Below are 20035 nucleotides of genomic sequence, written 5' to 3' on the forward strand. Positions count from 1 at the left end.
TTTGAACAAACTGCGGTGTTTACCTCTAAATAAAATACGGGCCACGGAGGCTACAATATGTTGAGTATTTTTAAACCAGCGCCGCATAAAGCGCGCTTGCCAGCGGCGGAGATTGATCCGACCTATCGCCGATTACGCTGGCAGATTTTCCTGGGGATATTCTTTGGCTATGCCGCGTATTATCTGGTGCGCAAGAACTTTGCCCTCGCGATGCCCTACCTGGTAGAACAGGGTTTTTCACGCGGCGATCTGGGCTTTGCGCTGTCCGGGATTTCCATCGCTTATGGTTTTTCGAAATTTATAATGGGTTCGGTGTCCGATCGCTCGAATCCGCGCGTTTTCCTGCCGGCAGGGTTGATTCTGGCCGCAGCAGTCATGTTGTTTATGGGCTTTGTGCCGTGGGCGACATCCAGCATCGCCGTGATGTTTGTACTGTTGTTCCTTTGCGGCTGGTTCCAGGGGATGGGGTGGCCGCCGTGCGGACGTACGATGGTTCACTGGTGGTCGCAGAAAGAGCGCGGCGGCATTGTGTCGGTCTGGAACTGTGCGCATAACGTCGGCGGCGGGATCCCGCCACTGCTGTTCCTGCTGGGGATGGCGTGGTTTAACGACTGGAAAGCGGCGCTCTATATGCCAGCCTTTGGCGCGATTGTGGTGGCGCTGTTCGCTTTCGCAATGATGCGCGATACGCCGCAATCCTGCGGTCTGCCGCCTATCGAAGAGTATAAAAACGACTATCCGGACGACTACAACGAAAAAGCGGAAGAAGAGCTGACTGCGAAGCAGATCTTCATGCAGTACGTACTGCCAAACAAACTGTTGTGGTACATCGCTATCGCCAACGTGTTTGTTTATCTGCTGCGCTACGGCATCCTCGACTGGTCGCCGACCTACCTGAAAGAAGTGAAGCATTTCGCACTGGATAAATCCTCCTGGGCCTACTTCCTGTATGAATACGCGGGTATTCCGGGCACGCTGCTGTGTGGCTGGATGTCGGATAAAGTCTTCCGCGGCAACCGTGGCGCGACCGGCGTGTTCTTTATGACCCTGGTCACTATCGCGACCATCGTTTACTGGATGAACCCGGCAGGAAACCCGAACGTTGATATGGCTTGTATGATTATCATCGGCTTCCTGATCTACGGCCCGGTAATGTTGATCGGTCTGCACGCGCTGGAACTGGCGCCGAAAAAAGCGGCGGGTACGGCGGCGGGCTTTACCGGTCTGTTTGGTTACCTGGGCGGTTCTGTCGCTGCAAGCGCCATTGTGGGTTATACCGTTGACTTCTTCGGTTGGGATGGCGGCTTTATGGTGATGATTGGCGGCAGCATTCTGGCGGTAATCCTGCTGGTGGTCGTGATGATTGGTGAAAAACGCCATCATGATGAGCTGCAGTTAAAACGCAACGGAGGCTAATAACATGAAAACCACACTGAAAAACCTTAGCGTGGCGTTAATGTTGGCAGGAATGACCATCGGAAGCGGCGCCGTGGCGGCTGAAAAAGTCGTTATCGCCCACCGTGGCGCCAGCGGTTATCTGCCGGAGCATACGCTACCGGCGAAAGCGATGGCGTATGCGCAAGGGGCAGATTATCTGGAACAGGATTTAGTGATGACAAAGGACGACCATCTGGTCGTCCTCCATGACCACTACCTTGACCGGGTGACTGACGTCGCTGACCGTTTTCCGGACCGGGCGCGTAAAGATGGGCGCTATTACGCTATCGATTTTACGCTGGATGAAATTAAATCCCTGAAGTTTACCGAAGGGTTTGATATTGAAAACGGCAAAAAAGTACAAACTTATCCGGGCCGTTTCCCGATGGGAAAATCTGATTTCCGCATTCATACCTTTGAAGAGGAAATTGAATTCGTTCAGGGATTAAATCACTCTACCGGTAAAAATATCGGTATTTATCCGGAAATTAAAGCGCCGTGGTTCCATCATCAGGAAGGGAAAGATATTGCCGCGAAAACGCTGGAAGTGCTGAAGAAGTATGGTTACACCGGCAAGCAGGACAATGTCTATTTGCAGTGTTTTGATGTCGCTGAGCTGAAACGTATTAAGAATGAACTGGAACCCAAAATGGGGATGGATCTCAATCTGGTTCAACTTATTGCGTATACCGACTGGAATGAAACACAGCAGAAACAGCCGGACGGTCGTTGGGTAAATTACAACTACGACTGGATGTTTAAGCCGGGCGCTATGAAGCAGGTGGCGGAATATGCGGACGGTATTGGTCCGGATTACCATATGCTGGTTGCGGAAGGCTCAACGAAAGGGAATATTAAGCTGACTGGAATGGTGCAAGACGCGCATCAGAATAAGATGGTAGTGCATCCTTACACTGTGCGTGCCGATCAATTGCCGGACTATGCCACAGACGTCAATCAGTTGTACGACATCCTGTATAACAAGGCGGGCGTCGACGGGCTGTTCACTGACTTCCCGGATAAGGCGGTCATGTTCCTGCAAAAAAATGACTAAAGGTTTGCCATAGTCGAAGTGACGCGCCGGATGAGGGCATAAACGCCTCATCCGGCCTGGCGCAACGTTTGCCAGCGTAAGTCTGGTAAACGCAATGCCATCAGGCGGGGTTGTTTTATAGCAACCCCTCATCGGTCAGTGTTTCCATACATTTTTTTAATAAAAATAGCGGACTTCCTTCTACCGGCGGTTCTTTTGCTAACAGGGAAATTTGTCGATAAAAGGTGGGTTCCAGCGCCACGGAGCATAATTTTCCTGTCGTGGCTTTTAAGGTTAATTCTGGCAATAAGGCGATACCTAATCCCTGGCGAATAAAATTCAGCGCAGTATCGGGATGGTTAAATTCATATTTAAATATCGGCTCAATACCCTTTTCTTTAAACAACGCCATAATGCTTAATTCATAACGACCTTTACTGACAATAAGTGGTTCGTCCATCAGTTCTTCGACCGTTACTGTACTATTGGCCGCCAGGGGATGATTTTCAGGCACCACTACGGTGAATTTATCCCGGTAAATGGGGACGCAATACATACCGTTGACCGGAAAAGGAACGAAACCGGCATCAATACTTCCGTCCTGCAGCGAATCAATAATAGCCGTACTGTTCTCTTCATAGGGGATAATTTTTACATTTGGATGATGGCTTTCAAAATAGCGAATGACGCCGGGTAAAATGCAGGCGCAGGCGCTGGGAAAACAGCCAATCCGTAGCGTACGGGCCGGGTTCTTTTTTTCTTGTTCGGCAATCTCTTTTACCGCGTTGACGTCGCGCTGGATCGCGCGTAAGTGCCTGACGATGCGGCTACCGGCGGCGGTAAGCTCAATCTCTTTACGACGCTCACGAATCAATATGTCAACGCCGAGCTCCTCCTCAAGCGCGGAGATGGCCTGGCTGACGGCGGATTGCGTCATGTATAGCCGTTTGCTGGCTTCGGTAAATCCGCCGTACTCCAGTACGGCAAGCAGGGCGTGGATTTGGGTTAGCGTCATTAGTAAAACCTAATCAATATAATTAAAACGATTAATTTTTCTAATAGAGTGCACTTGTTTATACTGCGATTCTATCGAATACATCACATTTTGACGCACCTGATAGGTGTTCAGTTGAGCTGAGCGTTGCCTGCGTGCGCCATCTGAGCGGGTCGTTAAGAATGAAAGAAAAATTATGGACGAAGGATTTTTGGGCAATCACCATAGTCAGTTTTATTATCTTTTTTGTTTTTTATGTACTGCTAACTTTATTACCCATTTATATCGCTGACCGCCTGCATGCTTCTGCAGATAAGGCCGGGCTGTTAGTGACATGTTTCCTGGCCGCGGCAATTGTTATTCGGCCGTTTGCCGGACAATGGGTGGGAAAATATTCGAATAAAAAGATTCTGGTGCTCTCTTCTCTGGCTTTTTTGGTGATTACCGCGCTGTATCCGGTTTGCCATTCTATCGAGTCGCTGCTCTTTATCCGCGTACTTCATGGGATTACGTTTGGTGTTATTACCACGGTAAAAGGAACTATTTCAGCGCGGTTAATTCCGGCCTCCCGACGTGGAGAGGGCATCAGCTTTTTCTCTTTAGCGATGGGCCTGGCGATGGTCGTAGGACCGTGGATCGGTTTGAATATGGCCCGCTGGAACGCGTTCACTGCCGCATTCTGGCTTTGTTCCGCTGTAGCGGCGTTAGGGATTGTGCTTTCCCTGATTGTGACGGTCCCTCCGGTAATTCGTCATGCCGATGGTTCGAAACCGAATCTGGGTTTTGCCGCGATGTTTGACCGCGCCGCCTTGCCTTTTGCGCTGGTCACCTTTTTTATGACTTTCTCCTATGCCGGCGTGTCGGCTTTCCTGGCGCTGTATGCACGTGAGCTGGATTTAATGGCGGCGGCCAGTAATTTCCTGCTGTGCTACGCGATTTTCCTGATGATATGCCGTACCTTCACCGGGAATATTTGTGATAAAAAAGGGCCGAAATACGTTGTTTTCCCATGTCTGTTGGCTTTTACCATCGGTCTGGTGGCGCTGGGCTACACCAATGGCAGCATCATGATGATTATTTCCGGCGGTCTCATCGGTATCGGCTACGGTTCGGTCACGCCGGTTTTCCAGACGCAAATTATCAGCTCGGTTGAACCGCATAAAATCGGCGTGGCGAATTCACTGTTCTTTAACGCGATGGATGCCGGAATGGCGATTGGCGCCTTTATCATGGGAATGATGGTTGAGTCGGTTGGCTATCGTATGATTTATGTCGCTGGCGCGGTGCTGGTGGTACTCGCTGGCGCACTGTATGCCGTGCAGATGAAAAAACGTGGCGTGATGCCTTTGGTTTCCACCAGCGAGTTGCACTGAGTTACATCTCGATTTCGATATCGCCTTTTGCCCTGCAGCAGCAGGGCAAAATCTCTCCCGGCTGGATAAACGCTAAAGGTTCCGTAATCCAGTCAACCTGACCGGCAACCAGCCGGGTACGACAGGAGCCGCAATAACCTTCGCGGCACTGATACTCCACCTCAACGTTATGCGATTCCAGCGCGGCCAGCAGAGAAGGGTGTTCATCCTGGCACAGCAGCTGTGTGCCAGTGATACGCAGCGTGACGCGTCCCATCAGAGCTGGAAATTACTCAGATCGTCGGTATCGACTTCCGAATCGATTTGTCCGACCAGATAAGAACTAACTTCCACTTCCTGTGGCGCAACCTGAACGTTATCGGACACCAGCCAGGTATTGATCCACGGGATTGGGTTGGAGCGGGTCTGGAACGGCAGATCCAGCCCCACCGCCTGCATACGAATATTAGTAATATATTCAACGTATTGGCACAGGATATCTTTATTCAGGCCGATCATCGAACCGTCGCGGAACAGATAGTCCGCCCACTCTTTTTCCTGCTGCGCCGCCTGCACGAACAGGTCATAACATTCCTGTTTACACTCTTCGGCGATTTCCGCCATCTCCGGGTCGTCCACGCCGCTACGCAACAGGTTCAGCATATGTTGCGTGCCGGTCAGATGCAGAGCTTCGTCACGGGCGATCAGACGGATAATTTTGGCGTTGCCTTCCATCAGTTCACGCTCGGCAAATGCGAAAGAGCAGGCGAAGCTGACGTAGAAGCGGATGGCTTCCAGCGCGTTCACGCTCATCAGGCACAGATACAGTTTTTTCTTCAGCTCACGCAGATTCACGACAACCGTTTTGCCATTAACGGTATGGGTGCCTTCACCGAGCAGGTGCCAGTAACTGGTCATCTCAATAAGTTCGTCGTAGTAGGCGGAGATCCCTTCGGCGCGCTTCTGAATTTGCTCATTGGTCACGATATCGTCAAACACGACCGCCGGATCGTTGACGATGTTACGAATAATGTGGGTGTAGGATCGTGAGTGAATCGTCTCAGAAAACGCCCAGGTCTCTACCCACGTCTCCAGCTCCGGGATGGAAATGAGCGGCAGCAGGGCGACGTTCGGGCTACGTCCCTGAATGGAATCCAGCAGCGTCTGGTATTTGAGGTTGCTGATGAAGATATGTTTTTCGTGCTCCGGCAACGCCTGATAATCGATACGATCGCGGGAGACGTCGACCTCTTCCGGACGCCAGAAGAAAGAGAGCTGTTTTTCGATCAGTTTTTCGAAGATGTCATATTTCTGCTGGTCATAGCGTGCAACGTTGACCGGCTGGCCAAAGAACATGGGTTCCTTGAGCTGATCGTTTTTCGTCTGTGAAAAAGTGGTGTATGCCATTGAAGTGAATCCTTTATGGGATGAGCGCCGGATGGCGGCGCAAGCGCCTTATCCGGCCTACAAACCGTACAATCGTAGGCCGGGTAAGCATAGCGCTACCCGGCACTATTCATCAGATCTTACAAGCGCCGCTTTCGCAGCCATCGTCCTGAATAGAAGGCGCCAAATCGTCCTGCGCATCTTCCGCGCCGTCGCGGGTATTTTGATAGTACAGAGTTTTCACGCCAAACTTATACGCGGTGAGCAAATCTTTCAGCAGTTGCTGCATCGGCACTTTTCCTGACGGGAAACGTGACGGATCGTAGTTGGTATTGGCGGAAATCGACTGATCGATAAACTTCTGCATGATACCCACCAGTTGCAGATAACCGTCGTTGTTCGGCATCTCCCACAACAGTTCGTAAGCGTCTTTCAGATGCTCATAATCCGGCACGACCTGACGCAAAATACCGTCTTTCGAGGCCTTGATGCTGACGTAGCCGCGCGGCGGCTCAATGCCGTTGGTGGCGTTGGAGATCTGGGACGACGTTTCCGACGGCATTAGCGCCGATAGCGTGGAGTTACGCAGACCGTGGGTTTTGATCGATTCACGCAGCTGTTCCCAGTCGTAGTGCAGCGGTTCGTTGACGATCGCATCCAGATCCTTTTTGTAGGTGTCGATCGGCAAAATGCCTTTTGCATAGGTGGTTTCGTTGAACCATGGGCAGGCGCCTTGCTCTTTCGCCAGTTCGTTGGACGCTTTAAGCAGATAGTACTGAATGGCTTCAAAGGTTTTATGCGTCAGATTATTGGCGCTGCCGTCGGAATAACGTTTACCGTTTTTCGCCAGCCAGTAGGCGAAGTTAATCACGCCAATGCCCAGCGTACGACGGCCCATTGCGCCGCGTTTGGCAGCCGGAATCGGGTAATCCTGATAATCGAGCAGAGCATCCAAAGCGCGTACTGCCAGAATAGCCAGTTCTTCCAGCTCGTCCAGAGTTTTAATGGCGCCCAGGTTGAATGCAGACAGCGTACACAACGCAATTTCGCCGTTTTCATCGTTGACATCGTTCAGCGGTTTGGTTGGCAGGGCAATCTCCAGACACAGGTTAGACTGGCGTACCGGGGCGACAACCGGATCGAACGGACTGTGAGTATTGCAGTGGTCAACGTTCTGGATATAGATACGACCGGTAGAGGCGCGTTCCTGCATCATCAGCGAGAACAGTTCGACCGCTTTCACACGCTGTTTGCGGATGCTGTCGTCGTTTTCATATTTCACGTACAGGCGTTCGAATTCGTCCTGGTCGGCGAAGAACGCATCGTATAGCCCGGGTACATCGGACGGACTGAACAGCGTAATGTCGCCGCCCTTCAGCAGGCGGGTATACATCAGTTTGTTGATCTGTACGCCGTAGTCCATGTGACGTACGCGGTTACCTTCCACGCCACGGTTGTTTTTTAGTACCAGCAGGCTTTCCACTTCCAGGTGCCACATCGGGTAGAACAGTGTCGCCGCGCCGCCGCGCACGCCGCCCTGCGAGCAGGATTTCACCGCCGTCTGGAAGTGCTTGTAGAACGGGATACAGCCGGTGTGGAAGGCCTCGCCGCCACGAATCGGGCTACCCAGCGCACGGATGCGGCCAGCGTTGATGCCGATACCAGCGCGCTGAGAAACGTATTTCACGATAGCGCTGGAGGTGGCGTTGATGGAATCCAGACTGTCGCCACACTCGATCAGTACGCAGGAGCTGAACTGACGGGTTGGGGTACGCACACCGGACATGATGGGCGTCGGCAGCGAGATTTTGAACGTAGAGACCGCATCGTAAAAACGTTTTACATAGTCAAGACGCGTTTCACGCGGGTAGTTCGAGAACAGGCAGGCCGCTACCAGAATGTAGAGGAACTGTGCGCTTTCATAGATTTCGCCGGTCACGCGGTTTTGCACCAGATATTTCCCTTCCAGCTGCTTAACGGCAGCGTAGGAGAAGGTCATATCGCGATCGTGAACGATAAACGAATCCATCTGCTTGAACTCTTCTTCCGTGTAGTCTTCCAGCAGATGATTGTCGTATTTGCCAAGCTCAACCATTTTTACCACATGGTGGTAAAGTGCGGGCGGCTCAAACTGGCCGAAGGCTTTCTTACGCAGGTGGAAAATCGCCAGACGCGCAGCCAGGTATTGATAATCCGGCGCATCGCGAGAGATCAGGTCTGCGGCGGCCTTAATGATAGTTTCATGGATATCGGAGGTCTTAATCCCATCATAAAACTGAATATGCGAGCGTAGCTCGACCTGAGAAACCGATACGTTATTCAGTCCTTCTGCCGCCCAATCAAGCACGCGATGAATTTTGTCGAGATTGATGCGCTCAGTACGGCCGTCACGCTTTGTCACCAGCAGACTCTGATTCATGTGGTTTTCTACCTGTTTACCTGTCCGTGAAAGAAAAATATCCCCCCGCTTATCCACAACGCCACGTTGTGACTAACTCTGTGGATAAATACTATATATAGGGGGTAATCGATAAGTGAAACGCTATATGGTGAGTATTCTAGTAGGGATTCTTTTGAGTACAAGAGTTGATTTTGGCGTTAAATTGCGGTTGCAAAAGCGTAAGAATCGCTAAATGCGCGTCTGATAAGGCCTGGAGAGGATGTCAACAATTCATAAAAAAAAATCAAAATTTGATCGAATGCTGATTTCTTCATCGAAGAGAAAGGTTGCGCCCGATGATCTAACGCAACCCTTATAGGAAAATTCTTTGATGTCAGGCTTTTTTAGCGCGGGTATGCAACATGTAGTTAACGTCTACTCCGGGACCGAGTTTGAAAGTATTGGTTATCGGGTTGTAGTGCAGCCCGGTGATATGTTGCTCTTTCAGGACGGTTTCATCTACCCAGCTTAACAGTTCAGCAGGCTTAATGAATTTCTTCACGTCGTGCGTGCCTTTTGGCACCATGCGCAGAATATACTCAGCGCCGACGACCGCCATCAGCCAGGATTTCCCATTGCGGTTCAACGTTGAGAAGAACACCTCGCCGCCGGGTTTAACCAGTTGGGCGCAGGCGTGGACGACCGATTGCGGATCGGGAACGTGCTCCAGCATTTCCATACAGGTGACGACGTCGTATTGCTGGGCGTGTTTTGCCGCATGTTCCTCAACCGTCTCCTGCACGTACTCTACCTCAATGCCGCTTTCCAGCGCATGCAGTTTGGCGACCTGCAAAGGCTCAAAGCCCATATCCAGCCCGGTGACGGTTGCGCCTTCGCGTGCCATACTTTCCGCCAGAATGCCGCCGCCGCAGCCGACGTCGAGTACCTTTTTACCAAACAGGCCGCCTGAGCGCTCAGTAATGTAGCCAAGGCGTAGAGGGTTGATGCGATGCAATGGCTTGAATTCGCCCTCCAGATCCCACCAGCGCGACGCGACGGCTTCGAATTTGGCGATTTCATTATGGTCAACGTTGTGAGCTACCGACGGTTTTTCAGTGTTCATGAGTACATGAGATTCCGCTATTGATCTATCGGGGCAGTATAGCAGGTGCAAAGTCGCTGCGTTATATCTACTGCCGTCTTTATTACGCTTTCAGCGCAAGAAGTTTTCTTGCGCGTTCTGTAAAACCGCTACCGATGTGGTGCGTGATAAAATTACAGACGCCCTCGACGTTGTTGTTTTTTAACATATCCAAAATAGTGGCATGTCCACGGTTAGAGCTGGTGATATATTCAGCGGTAAAATCCAGTCTGTAGCGAATTGCCAATAAACGTGCTGAGATCAACAGGTGTGCTTGTGAAATGTATTTATTATCGGCATATTTCACAAAAACATAATGAAAATCATGATCCAGTTTGAGGTAAGCTTGCGTATCTCGCTCTGCATTAATTTTTGCTGACTTCGATAAAATATTGCTTAATTCGACTATGACATTGTTAGCATTTTTCTCCATCGCTTCACGAATTGCGCCCTGTTCAAGGATAACCCTCATTTTGATGAGATCATTGATATCCTCGTCGGTGACAGAAAAAACAAATGTCCCACTGCGGGGAATGATGTTGACCAGGTTCTCATTATAGCTCAGCCAAATAAAAGCTTCACGAATTGGTGTTTTACTTACCATCAGAATATTTGATAGTTCATTTTCACTGATCGCTTGCCCAAGATCGAAATCGCCATGGATAATCATCTCCCTTATTTTCTCTTTAATCACCTGGGTGATGGATTTGGGTATTTCAATTGATATGTGACTAAAGTCACGCTTTAATCTATTTTTCATTTTCTTCTCCTCCATGGTTAAACCCGGTTCCATTGTAATTAATTTATTCAAAATTAACGGATCTAATATATCAGATATAAGAAAATTTACATACTTTATTGTTGTTATTGTATATTTCATTAAGTTTGCTTGCTGATATATCAGATATGACACATTAGCTTTTGAATTGTATTGTTTTTTACGTAACATCGATTCCGGTTAATACCCTTATTCATTGAATCATAAAAGGTGATGCAAAATGAGTAGTCCACAAGAGAATTTATACGATGCAATTCGTATTGTAAAAAGGAAAATCATTCCTTTGGCCTTTATTCTTTACTTTTTTAACTATATGGATCGTGTCAATATTGGGTTTGCTGCATTACGCATGAATGAATCTCTCGGTATTACGCCTGAGGATTTCGCTAATATTTCTTCTATATTCTTCATATCATATTTAATCTTTCAAATTCCGAGTAGCATTGGCTTGCAAAAGCTTGGTGCAAGAAAATGGATTAGTTCCATTATTATCGGCTGGGGAGCGGTAACAGGGCTGATTTTTTTTGCTAAAGATACTCAACATATTTTGCTGGCTCGCATTTTTTTGGGGGTATTTGAAGCTGGCTTTTTCCCGGGCATGGTTTATTATCTTGCATGCTGGTTCCCGGCTCGTGAACGCGGAAAAGTCAATAGTTTCTTCATGTTATCTATTGCTGTTGCATCGGTATTGGCTGCGCCGATGTCTGGTTGGATCATCGAGCATTTGAATACCCCGGATTATGAAGGCTGGCGCTGGCTTTTTGCTATTGAAGGTATCCCTACCGTATTCCTTGGCATCCTGACATTTTATTTACTGCCTGACAGTCCAGAAAAGGCTAAATGGCTTACGCCACAGCAGATATCGGCCTTAGTTAATAAATTACGCACTGACAATGAAACCGCAGCTGCATTAAATAAAAATACCAACTCATCCTTTCTTTCCATAATCAAAAATCCAGTTTTGCTTCAGCTTTCTTTCGCCTACATGTTGATTCAGGCGGCTGCTCTGGCGGCAAACTACTGGTTGCCGGGGTTGGTGAAGGGATTTTCAGCTGATTTTACGGATACTGACGTTGGCTTAATCATGAGTATTCCGTTTATTTTCGCTATGTTCAGTATGCCCTGGTGGGGCTGGCATTCCGATAAAAAGAATGAACGAAAATGGCATGCTGCATTACCCATGTTTCTGGCAGGCTGTGGTTTTCTGATGATTGCTCTTGTCCCCTCAATGTCGCTGAGAATGCTGGGGCTAACGTTCTATGGTGTTGGGATCCTCAGCTATTACGGACCTTACTGGGCGCTGCCTTCTGCATTATTGTCGCCGTCAGGGTTGGCTATCAGCATTGCGTTTATTAACTCATGTTCAAGTCTTGGCGGATTCCTGATTAATAAGTCACTGGGATTCGTTTCTACTCATTATGGTGCGACAGGAATATTTATTGTAGAGGCAATACTTTGCTTCGCTGCGGTAGCCGTTTTGGCGTTAATGAAAATTGATGTGAAAAAAGAAAAAAGCCAACAAACAAATGTTGTATCACGAACCTGATAAATGGAGAAATTATGAAAATTACGTCTATTGAAGTTTTTGACTGTGAATTAAAAAAAAGAGATCAAACGATGTCCTCCTATAATCCAGTACTTATTCGGGTGAATACCGACTCAGGATTAAGTGGTATTGGCGAAGTAGGACTGGCCTATGGCGCAGGCGCTAAAGCTGGCGTAGGGATCATCAGAGATCTGGCGCCATTGATTGTGGGTGAAGATCCATTAAATATCGAAAAAATTTGGGAGTTCTTTTTCAGAAAGACTTTTTGGGGAATGGGAGGCGGGAACGTTTTTTATGCCGGAATGAGCGCTATTGATATTGCTCTTTGGGATATCAAAGGTAAATATTTAGGTGTACCTGTTTATCAGCTCCTTGGCGGGAAAACTAATGAAAAATTAAGAACCTATGCTAGTCAGTTACAATTTGGTTGGGGGGATAAACGCCAGATATTAGTGACACCTGATGAATATGCTGAGGCGGCGCGTGCGGCTCTTGACGATGGATATGATGCGATTAAAGTGGATCCACTCGAAATCGATCGTAATGGCGATGACTGTGTTTTTCAGAATAAAAATCGTAACTATTCAGGATTGTTACTGGCCGATCAATTAAAAATGGGGGAAGCGCGAATTGCCGCTATGCGTGAAGCAATGGGGGATGATGCTGATATTATCGTGGAAATCCATTCTCTTCTCGGTACAAACTCAGCTATTCAATTTGCGAAGGCGATAGAAAAGTATCGTATCTTTCTTTATGAAGAACCGATTCATCCATTAAATTCTGATAATATGCAGAAAGTTTCCCGTTCAACAACGATTCCAATCGCCACTGGCGAGCGTTCCTACACAAGATGGGGATACAGGGAATTACTGGAGAAGCAGTCTATTGCCGTAGCGCAACCTGATTTGTGTCTCTGCGGCGGAATTACCGAAGGAAAGAAAATCTGTGACTATGCTAATATTTATGACACCACTGTACAGGTGCATGTTTGCGGCGGTCCTGTTTCCACGGTAGCCGCGCTGCATATGGAAACAGCAATTCCCAACTTTATTATTCATGAGCATCATACCAATGCGATGAAAGCATCTATTCGGGAACTTTGTACCCACGATTATCAGCCGGAAAATGGCTATTATGTCGCGCCGGAACAGCCCGGATTGGGTCAGGAATTAAACGATGAGGTAGTGAAAGAATACCTGGCCTATGTGATTAAATAGCATCTGGTGATACTGATTATGGTTTATGCCTTCCGGCATATCCCCTAAATAATTCGAGTTGCAGGATAAAATGGTTAACCGTCTTGAACAGCGCTTGCGCTAACCCCGACGGGGCGGGGCCCAGGGATGGGCCTAGTAACTTGTCGCCAACGCACATGAAACTTGAAGTATGACGGGTATACACGGGAGGTATTGATTTTCCAGCCTCTTCCTGGCCAGACCCCGATCTCCCCTGTGTCGCCTCTGAAGCCGATCGCCGATAAACGCCGAGACCACGCTTATAAATGAAGAGAGCATGCGGCACCCGAATAAAGCATTGTCTGGCTGCATTCCGTTTACCAGTACGTGGGCGAATGTGTTATAATTTGCGACCTTTGAATCCGGGATACAGTAGAGGGATAGCGGTTAGATGAGCGACCTTGCGAGAGAAATTACACCGGTCAACATTGAGGAGGAGCTGAAAAGCTCCTATCTGGATTATGCGATGTCGGTCATTGTTGGCCGTGCGCTGCCGGATGTCCGAGATGGCCTGAAGCCGGTACACCGTCGCGTACTTTACGCCATGAACGTATTGGGCAATGACTGGAACAAAGCCTATAAAAAATCTGCCCGTGTCGTTGGTGACGTAATCGGTAAATACCATCCCCACGGCGATTCCGCAGTGTATGACACCATCGTTCGTATGGCGCAGCCATTCTCGCTGCGTTACATGCTGGTGGATGGTCAGGGTAACTTCGGTTCTATTGACGGCGACTCCGCGGCGGCAATGCGTTATACGGAGATCCGTCTGGCGAAAATCGCCCACGAACTGATGGCCGATCTCGAAAAAGAGACGGTGGATTTCGTGGATAACTATGACGGTACGGAAAAAATTCCGGACGTCATGCCGACCAAAATTCCGAATCTGCTGGTGAACGGTTCTTCCGGTATCGCAGTAGGTATGGCGACGAATATCCCGCCGCACAACCTGACGGAAGTGATTAACGGCTGCCTGGCGTATATCGACAACGAAGACATCAGCATTGAAGGGCTGATGGAACATATTCCGGGTCCGGACTTCCCGACCGCCGCGATCATCAACGGTCGTCGTGGTATCGAAGAAGCCTACCGTACCGGTCGTGGCAAAGTGTACATTCGCGCCCGCGCGGAAGTTGAAGCTGACGCGAAAACGGGCCGTGAAACCATCATCGTCCATGAAATTCCCTATCAGGTGAACAAAGCGCGCCTGATCGAGAAAATCGCCGAGCTGGTGAAAGATAAACGCGTGGAAGGCATCAGCGCGCTGCGTGACGAATCCGACAAAGACGGGATGCGCATCGTGATTGAAGTAAAACGCGATGCGGTGGGCGAGGTGGTGCTTAATAATCTCTACTCCCAGACCCAGCTACAGGTTTCCTTCGGTATTAACATGGTGGCGCTGCATCACGGCCAGCCGAAGATCATGAACCTGAAAGATATCATTTCAGCGTTCGTGCGCCACCGCCGTGAAGTGGTGACGCGTCGGACTATTTTTGAACTGCGTAAAGCCCGTGACCGCGCGCATATCCTTGAAGCTCTGGCGATTGCGCTGGCCAACATCGACCCGATTATCGAACTGATTCGCCGCGCGCCGACGCCGGCGGAAGCGAAAGCGGCGCTGATCTCGCGTCCGTGGGATCTGGGCAACGTTGCTGCGATGCTGGAGCGCGCCGGTGACGACGCCGCGCGTCCGGAATGGCTGGAGCCAGAATTTGGCGTGCGTGACGGTCAGTATTACCTGACTGAGCAGCAGGCGCAGGCGATTCTGGATCTGCGTTTGCAGAAACTGACCGGCCTGGAGCATGAAAAACTGCTCGACGAATACAAAGAGTTGCTGGAGCAGATTGCTGAACTGCTGCACATTCTGGGCAGCGCCGATCGCCTGATGGAAGTGATCCGCGAAGAGATGGAGTTAATTCGCGATCAGTTCGGCGATGAGCGTCGTACCGAAATCACCGCCAACAGCGCCGATATTAATATCGAAGATCTGATTAGCCAGGAAGATGTTGTCGTGACGCTGTCTCACCAGGGTTACGTCAAATATCAACCGCTGACGGATTACGAAGCGCAACGTCGTGGTGGGAAAGGTAAATCTGCCGCGCGTATTAAAGAAGAAGACTTTATCGACCGCCTGCTGGTGGCCAACACCCATGACACCATCCTCTGCTTCTCCAGCCGGGGCCGTCTGTACTGGATGAAGGTCTATCAGTTGCCGGAAGCCAGTCGTGGCGCGCGCGGTCGTCCGATCGTCAACCTGCTGCCGCTGGAAGCCAACGAACGTATCACCGCGATTCTGCCGGTTCGTGAGTACGAAGAAGGCGTCAACGTCTTTATGGCGACCGCCAGCGGTACCGTGAAGAAAACGGCGCTGACCGAATTCAGCCGTCCGCGTTCCGCCGGTATTATCGCGGTGAACCTCAACGACGGCGACGAGCTGATTGGCGTTGACCTGACTTCTGGTTCTGACGAAGTCATGCTGTTCTCGGCCGCGGGTAAAGTGGTGCGCTTCAAAGAAGACGCCGTCCGTGCGATGGGGCGTACCGCGACCGGTGTGCGCGGTATTAAGCTGGCGGGAGATGATAAAGTCGTCTCTCTGATCATCCCACGCGGCGAAGGCGCTATTCTGACCGTAACGCAAAACGGCTACGGGAAGCGTACCGCAGCGGACGAGTACCCGACCAAGTCTCGTGCGACGCAGGGCGTTATCTCTATCAAAGTGACCGAGCGCAACGGTTCCGTTGTCGGTGCGGTACAGGTAGACGATTGCGACCAGATCATGATGATCACGGATGCCGGTACTCTGGTGCGTACCCGTGTGTCCGAGATCAGCGTAGTGGGACGTAATACCCAGGGCGTTATCCTTATCCGCACGGCGGAAGATGAAAACGTGGTGGGTCTGCAACGCGTTGCTGAACCGGTAGATGACGAAGAACTCGACGCTATCGACGGCAGCGTGGCGGAAGGGGATGAGGATATCGCCCCGGAAGCGGAAAGCGATGACGACGTTGCGGATGACGCTGACGAGTAATGTTATTGCTGTGCGAGGGCCGGATATCCGGCCCTTTTTCTTTGCCGTTGCGGGCTACGTCATTTACCGCTACCTTAGTCACACTCTATTTACATCCTGAGGCGGAGCTTCGCCCCTTTGAAATACCTTGCTTCCTTTCGAACTACGCTGAAAGTCTCGCGCTACTTATTCAGAGCGTTAGCGTTACTCATTTGGCTCTTAATCGCCTTTGTTTCGGTGTTTTACATCGTCAATGCCCTGCACCAGCGGGAATCTGAAATTCGTCAGGAGTTCAACCTTAGCTCCGATCAGGCGCAGCGTTTTATCCAGCGCACGTCGGATGTGATGAAAGAGCTCAAATATATCGCCGAGAACCGTTTAACGGCGGAAAACGGCGTCATGTCGTCGCGTGCGCGTGATGACAAAATGGTGGTGCCGGACTTTGAACCGCTATTTGCCGACTCAGACTGTGCGGCGATGGGCTCCGCCTGGCGCGGATCGCTGGAGTCGCTGGCTTGGTTTATGCGTTACTGGCGCGACAACTTTTCAGCGGCGTATGATCTTAACCGCGTTTTCCTGATTGGCAGCGATAACCTCTGTATGGCGAATTTCGGCCTGCGTGAAATGCCCGTGGAGCGCGATGATGCGTTAAAAGCGTTACATGAGCGGATTATGAAATACCGCAACGCGCCGCAGGAAGAAAGTGGGAATAACCTTTTCTGGATAAGCCAGGGCGCGCGTCAGGGCGTGGGCTACTTTTATGCGCTGACGCCGGTGTATCTGGCCAACCGTCTGCAGGCGCTGCTGGGCGTCGAGCAGTCCATCCGTATGGAAAATTTTTTCACGCCCGGCAGTTTGCCGATGGGCGTCACTATTATTGATGAGAACGGCCATTCGCTGATTTCGTTGACCGGTCCTGACGGCAATATTAAAGCGGAGCCGCGCTGGATGCAGGAGCGCTCCTGGTTTGGTTATACGCCAGGTTTTCGCGAACTGGTACTCAAAAAAAGCCTGCCGCCATCCTCGCTCAGTATTGTCTATTCTGTGCCTGTAGATTTAGTCCTGGAGCGTATTCGTATTCTTATCCTGAATGCTATCCTGCTAAACGTGCTGGTGGGCGCAGGGCTGTTTACGCTTGCGCGGATGTATGAGCGGCGAATTTTCATTCCGGCGGAGAGCGATGCCCAGCGTCTGGAAGAGCATGAACAGTTCAACCGTAAAATCGTTGCCTCCGCGCCGGTGGGGATCTGTATTCTGCGCACTATTGATGGTGTCAATATTCTGAGTAACGAACTGGCGCACACCTACCTGAACATGCTCACGCATGAAGACAGACAGCGCCTGACGCAAATTATTTGCGGCCAGCAGGTCAACTTCGTTGATGTATTGACCAGCAATAATACCAATTTGCAAATTAGCTTCGTCCATTCCCGCTATCGCAATGAAAACGTTGCGATTTGCGTGTTGGTAGATGTGAGTACGCGCGTCAAAATGGAAGAGTCGCTGCAGGAGATGGCGCAGGCGGCGGAACAGGCAAGCCAGTCTAAATCCATGTTCCTTGCGACGGTCAGCCATGAATTGCGCACACCGCTGTACGGTATCATTGGCAATCTCGATCTGCTGCAAACCAAAGAGCTGCCAAAAGGCGTGGATCGTCTGGTCACGGCGATGAATAACTCCTCCAGTCTGTTGCTGAAAATTATCAGCGACATTCTCGACTTCTCGAAAATTGAGTCGGAACAGCTAAAGATTGAGCCGCGCGAATTTTCACCGCGAGAGGTGATGAACCATATCACCGCCAATTATCTGCCGCTGGTGGTGCGTAAGCAGCTCGGCCTGTATTGTTTTATTGAGCCTGACGTGCCGGTATCGCTGAACGGCGACCCGATGCGTTTACAGCAGGTCATTTCAAACCTGTTGAGCAACGCCATTAAGTTTACCGATATTGGCTGCATCGTGCTGCATGTGCGCTGTGATGGGGATTATCTCAGCATTCGCGTGCGGGATACCGGCGTCGGTATTCCGGCAAAAGAGGTGGTTCGCCTGTTCGATCCCTTCTTCCAGGTGGGAACCGGCGTACAGCGTAACTTTCAGGGGACCGGTCTGGGGCTGGCGATTTGCGAAAAATTGATCAGCATGATGGACGGCGATATTTCCGTCGATTCGGAGCCGGGCATGGGAAGCCAGTTTACGCTGCGCATCCCGCTTTATGGCGCGCAATACCCTGTGAAAAAGAGCGTGGAAGGACTCGCCGGAACCTGCTGTTGGCTGGCGGTGCGCAATACTTCTTTGTGCCAGTTTATTGAGACCAGTCTGGCGCGTAGCGGCGTTCATACGCAGCGTTATGAAGGGCAAGAACCCGCTGCGGACGATATTTTGATTGTCGATGACGCGCTGGAGCATACCTGGCAGGGGAGGGCGGCGGTCGTCTTTTGCCGCCGTCATATCGGGATTCCGTTGGAAAGAGCGCCTGGCGAGTGGGTGCATAGTGTGGCGTCGGTACATGAGTTGCCCGCACTGTTGGCGCGTATCTATAGTATTGAGCTGGATAGTGAAGCGCTTTCCAGCGCATTGCCGACGACGGATAAAACCGCAGATTCAAATGACGATATGATGATTCTGGTCGTTGACGATCATCCGATCAATCGCCGTCTGCTGGCCGATCAATTGGGATCGCTGGGATATCAGTGTAAGACAGCCAATGATGGCGTGGACGCTCTGAATGTGCTGAGTAAAAATGCTATCGATATTGTTCTGAGCGATGTGAACATGCCGAACATGGACGGCTATCGCCTGACGCAGCGTATCCGTCAGCTTGGGCTGACGCTGCCGGTCGTCGGCGTGACGGCGAACGCGCTGGCGGAAGAGAAACAACGTTGCCTGGAGTCCGGTATGGACAGCTGTTTGTCGAAACCTGTGACGCTGGATGTGTTGAAACAGACGCTGGCGGTGTATGCCGAGCGGGTACGTAAAACGCGGGCATAAAAAATGCCGGATGGCGGCGTCGCCTGTCCGGCCTGTAAAAGATGAGTCGACTGGTAGGCCTGATAAGCGTAGCGCCATCAGGCTGGGTAACATAAAAGCGATTTATTCTTTGTCTGTCGGACTCAGGGTGACGGAAGAGAGATAGTTGAGCAGCGCGATATCATTCTCTACGCCCAGTTTCATCATCGCCGATTTCTTCTGGCTGCTGATGGTCTTAATGCTGCGGTTGAGCTTCTTGGCGATTTCGGTGACCAGGAAACCTTCGGCGAACAGGCGTAATACTTCGCTCTCTTTTGGCGACAGGCGCTTATCGCCGTAACCGCCTGCGCTGATTTTCTCCAGCAGGCGAGAAACGCTTTCTGGGGTGAATTTTTTGCCTTTTTGCAGCGCGGCCAGCGCCTTAGGCAGATCGGTTGGCGCACCCTGTTTGAGTACGATCCCTTCAATATCAAGATCCAACACGGCGCTCAGGATCGCCGGATTGTTGTTCATGGTCAGAACGATAATAGACAGGCTCGGAAAATGACGCTTGATGTACTTGATCAAGGTGATCCCATCGCCGTATTTATCTCCCGGCATGGAGAGGTCAGTGATCAACACATGCGCATCTAATTTCGGCAGGTTGTTGATCAATGCTGTGGAATCTTCAAATTCGCCGACAACATTCACCCACTCGATTTGTTCAAGTGATTTGCGAATACCGAACAGTACAATCGGGTGGTCATCGGCAATAATTACGTTCATATTGTTCATGTATTGGG

The 20035-nt window shown here is 50.4% G+C and carries 14 protein-coding genes; 7 read left to right on the forward strand and 7 right to left on the reverse strand.

Annotated elements, in window-relative coordinates; all coding sequences use genetic code 11:
* Positions 1-57 precede the first annotated feature (57 nt).
* Together glpT and glpQ are read left to right on the forward strand one after the other, a co-directional pair.
* On the forward strand, positions 58-1416 hold the full coding sequence (gene glpT / locus QEN32_RS07350) for a glycerol-3-phosphate transporter (RefSeq protein ID WP_000948739.1): 1359 nt from the start codon (positions 58-60) through the stop codon (positions 1414-1416).
* Positions 1417-1420: 4 nt separating this feature from the next.
* Positions 1421-2491 (forward strand): glycerophosphodiester phosphodiesterase, encoded by a 1071-nt coding sequence (gene glpQ, locus QEN32_RS07355; protein ID WP_000858952.1) that lies wholly within the window; start codon positions 1421-1423, stop codon positions 2489-2491.
* A gap of 115 nt (positions 2492-2606) precedes the next feature.
* Here the strand turns inward: glpQ and QEN32_RS07360 are convergent, their stop codons facing one another.
* Positions 2607-3485, reverse strand: a complete 879-nt coding sequence (locus tag QEN32_RS07360; RefSeq protein WP_265322265.1) for a LysR substrate-binding domain-containing protein — start codon at positions 3483-3485, stop codon at positions 2607-2609.
* A 161-nt stretch (positions 3486-3646) separates the two neighbouring features.
* Between QEN32_RS07360 and QEN32_RS07365 the strand changes: the two genes are divergently transcribed.
* Positions 3647-4837 (forward strand): MFS transporter, encoded by a 1191-nt coding sequence (locus tag QEN32_RS07365; RefSeq protein ID WP_000660247.1) that lies wholly within the window; start codon positions 3647-3649, stop codon positions 4835-4837.
* 1 nt (position 4838) lies between these two features.
* On the opposite strand, the gene yfaE is transcribed toward QEN32_RS07365, so the two are convergent.
* The 5 genes from yfaE to QEN32_RS07390 all read right to left on the reverse strand — a co-directional run bounded on the left by yfaE (position 4839) and on the right by QEN32_RS07390 (position 10672).
* Positions 4839-5093, reverse strand: a complete 255-nt coding sequence (yfaE, locus tag QEN32_RS07370; protein WP_000533921.1) for a ferredoxin-like diferric-tyrosyl radical cofactor maintenance protein YfaE — start codon at positions 5091-5093, stop codon at positions 4839-4841.
* Entirely contained in the window at positions 5093-6223 is a 1131-nt protein-coding gene (nrdB, locus tag QEN32_RS07375) for a class Ia ribonucleoside-diphosphate reductase subunit beta (RefSeq protein ID WP_000332026.1), read from the reverse strand. Before nrdB ends, yfaE begins: the two co-directional genes overlap by 1 nt.
* 112 nt (positions 6224-6335) lie before the next feature.
* Positions 6336-8621, reverse strand: a complete 2286-nt coding sequence (nrdA, locus tag QEN32_RS07380; protein WP_001076494.1) for a class 1a ribonucleoside-diphosphate reductase subunit alpha — start codon at positions 8619-8621, stop codon at positions 6336-6338.
* A gap of 355 nt (positions 8622-8976) precedes the next feature.
* Positions 8977-9705 carry a bifunctional 2-polyprenyl-6-hydroxyphenol methylase/3-demethylubiquinol 3-O-methyltransferase UbiG gene (gene ubiG / locus QEN32_RS07385; protein WP_001091009.1) on the reverse strand — a complete coding sequence of 243 codons (729 nt, stop codon included), beginning with the start codon at positions 9703-9705 and terminating at the stop codon, positions 8977-8979.
* A gap of 82 nt (positions 9706-9787) precedes the next feature.
* Entirely contained in the window at positions 9788-10672 is an 885-nt protein-coding gene (locus QEN32_RS07390; protein ID WP_000944714.1) for a GntR family transcriptional regulator, read from the reverse strand.
* Between the two features lie 49 nt (positions 10673-10721).
* On the opposite strand from QEN32_RS07390, the gene QEN32_RS07395 reads away from it, so the two are divergent.
* From QEN32_RS07395 to rcsC, 4 genes are all read left to right on the forward strand, one after another.
* On the forward strand, positions 10722-12047 hold the full coding sequence (locus tag QEN32_RS07395) for an MFS transporter (protein WP_265322266.1): 1326 nt from the start codon (positions 10722-10724) through the stop codon (positions 12045-12047).
* Positions 12048-12061: 14 nt separating this feature from the next.
* Positions 12062-13264: a mandelate racemase/muconate lactonizing enzyme family protein gene (locus QEN32_RS07400; protein WP_000705581.1), complete on the forward strand. Its 1203-nt coding sequence runs from the start codon at positions 12062-12064 to the stop codon at positions 13262-13264.
* 409 nt (positions 13265-13673) lie between these two features.
* Complete coding sequence (gene gyrA / locus QEN32_RS07405) at positions 13674-16310, forward strand: DNA topoisomerase (ATP-hydrolyzing) subunit A (RefSeq protein WP_001281271.1); 2637 nt, start codon at positions 13674-13676, stop codon at positions 16308-16310.
* 117 nt (positions 16311-16427) lie between these two features.
* A complete protein-coding gene (rcsC, locus tag QEN32_RS07410) occupies positions 16428-19274 on the forward strand; it encodes a two-component system sensor histidine kinase RcsC (RefSeq protein WP_000876084.1) in 2847 nt (948 codons plus the stop codon).
* Positions 19275-19376: 102 nt separating this feature from the next.
* On the opposite strand, the gene rcsB is transcribed toward rcsC, so the two are convergent.
* On the reverse strand, positions 19377-20027 hold the full coding sequence (gene rcsB, locus QEN32_RS07415) for a response regulator transcription factor RcsB (protein WP_001061919.1): 651 nt from the start codon (positions 20025-20027) through the stop codon (positions 19377-19379).
* Between the last annotated feature and the right edge of the window lie 8 nt (positions 20028-20035).

It is taken from the genome of Salmonella sp. SA14318 (genome assembly GCF_029866905.1).
Classification (GTDB): domain Bacteria; phylum Pseudomonadota; class Gammaproteobacteria; order Enterobacterales; family Enterobacteriaceae; genus Salmonella; species Salmonella enterica.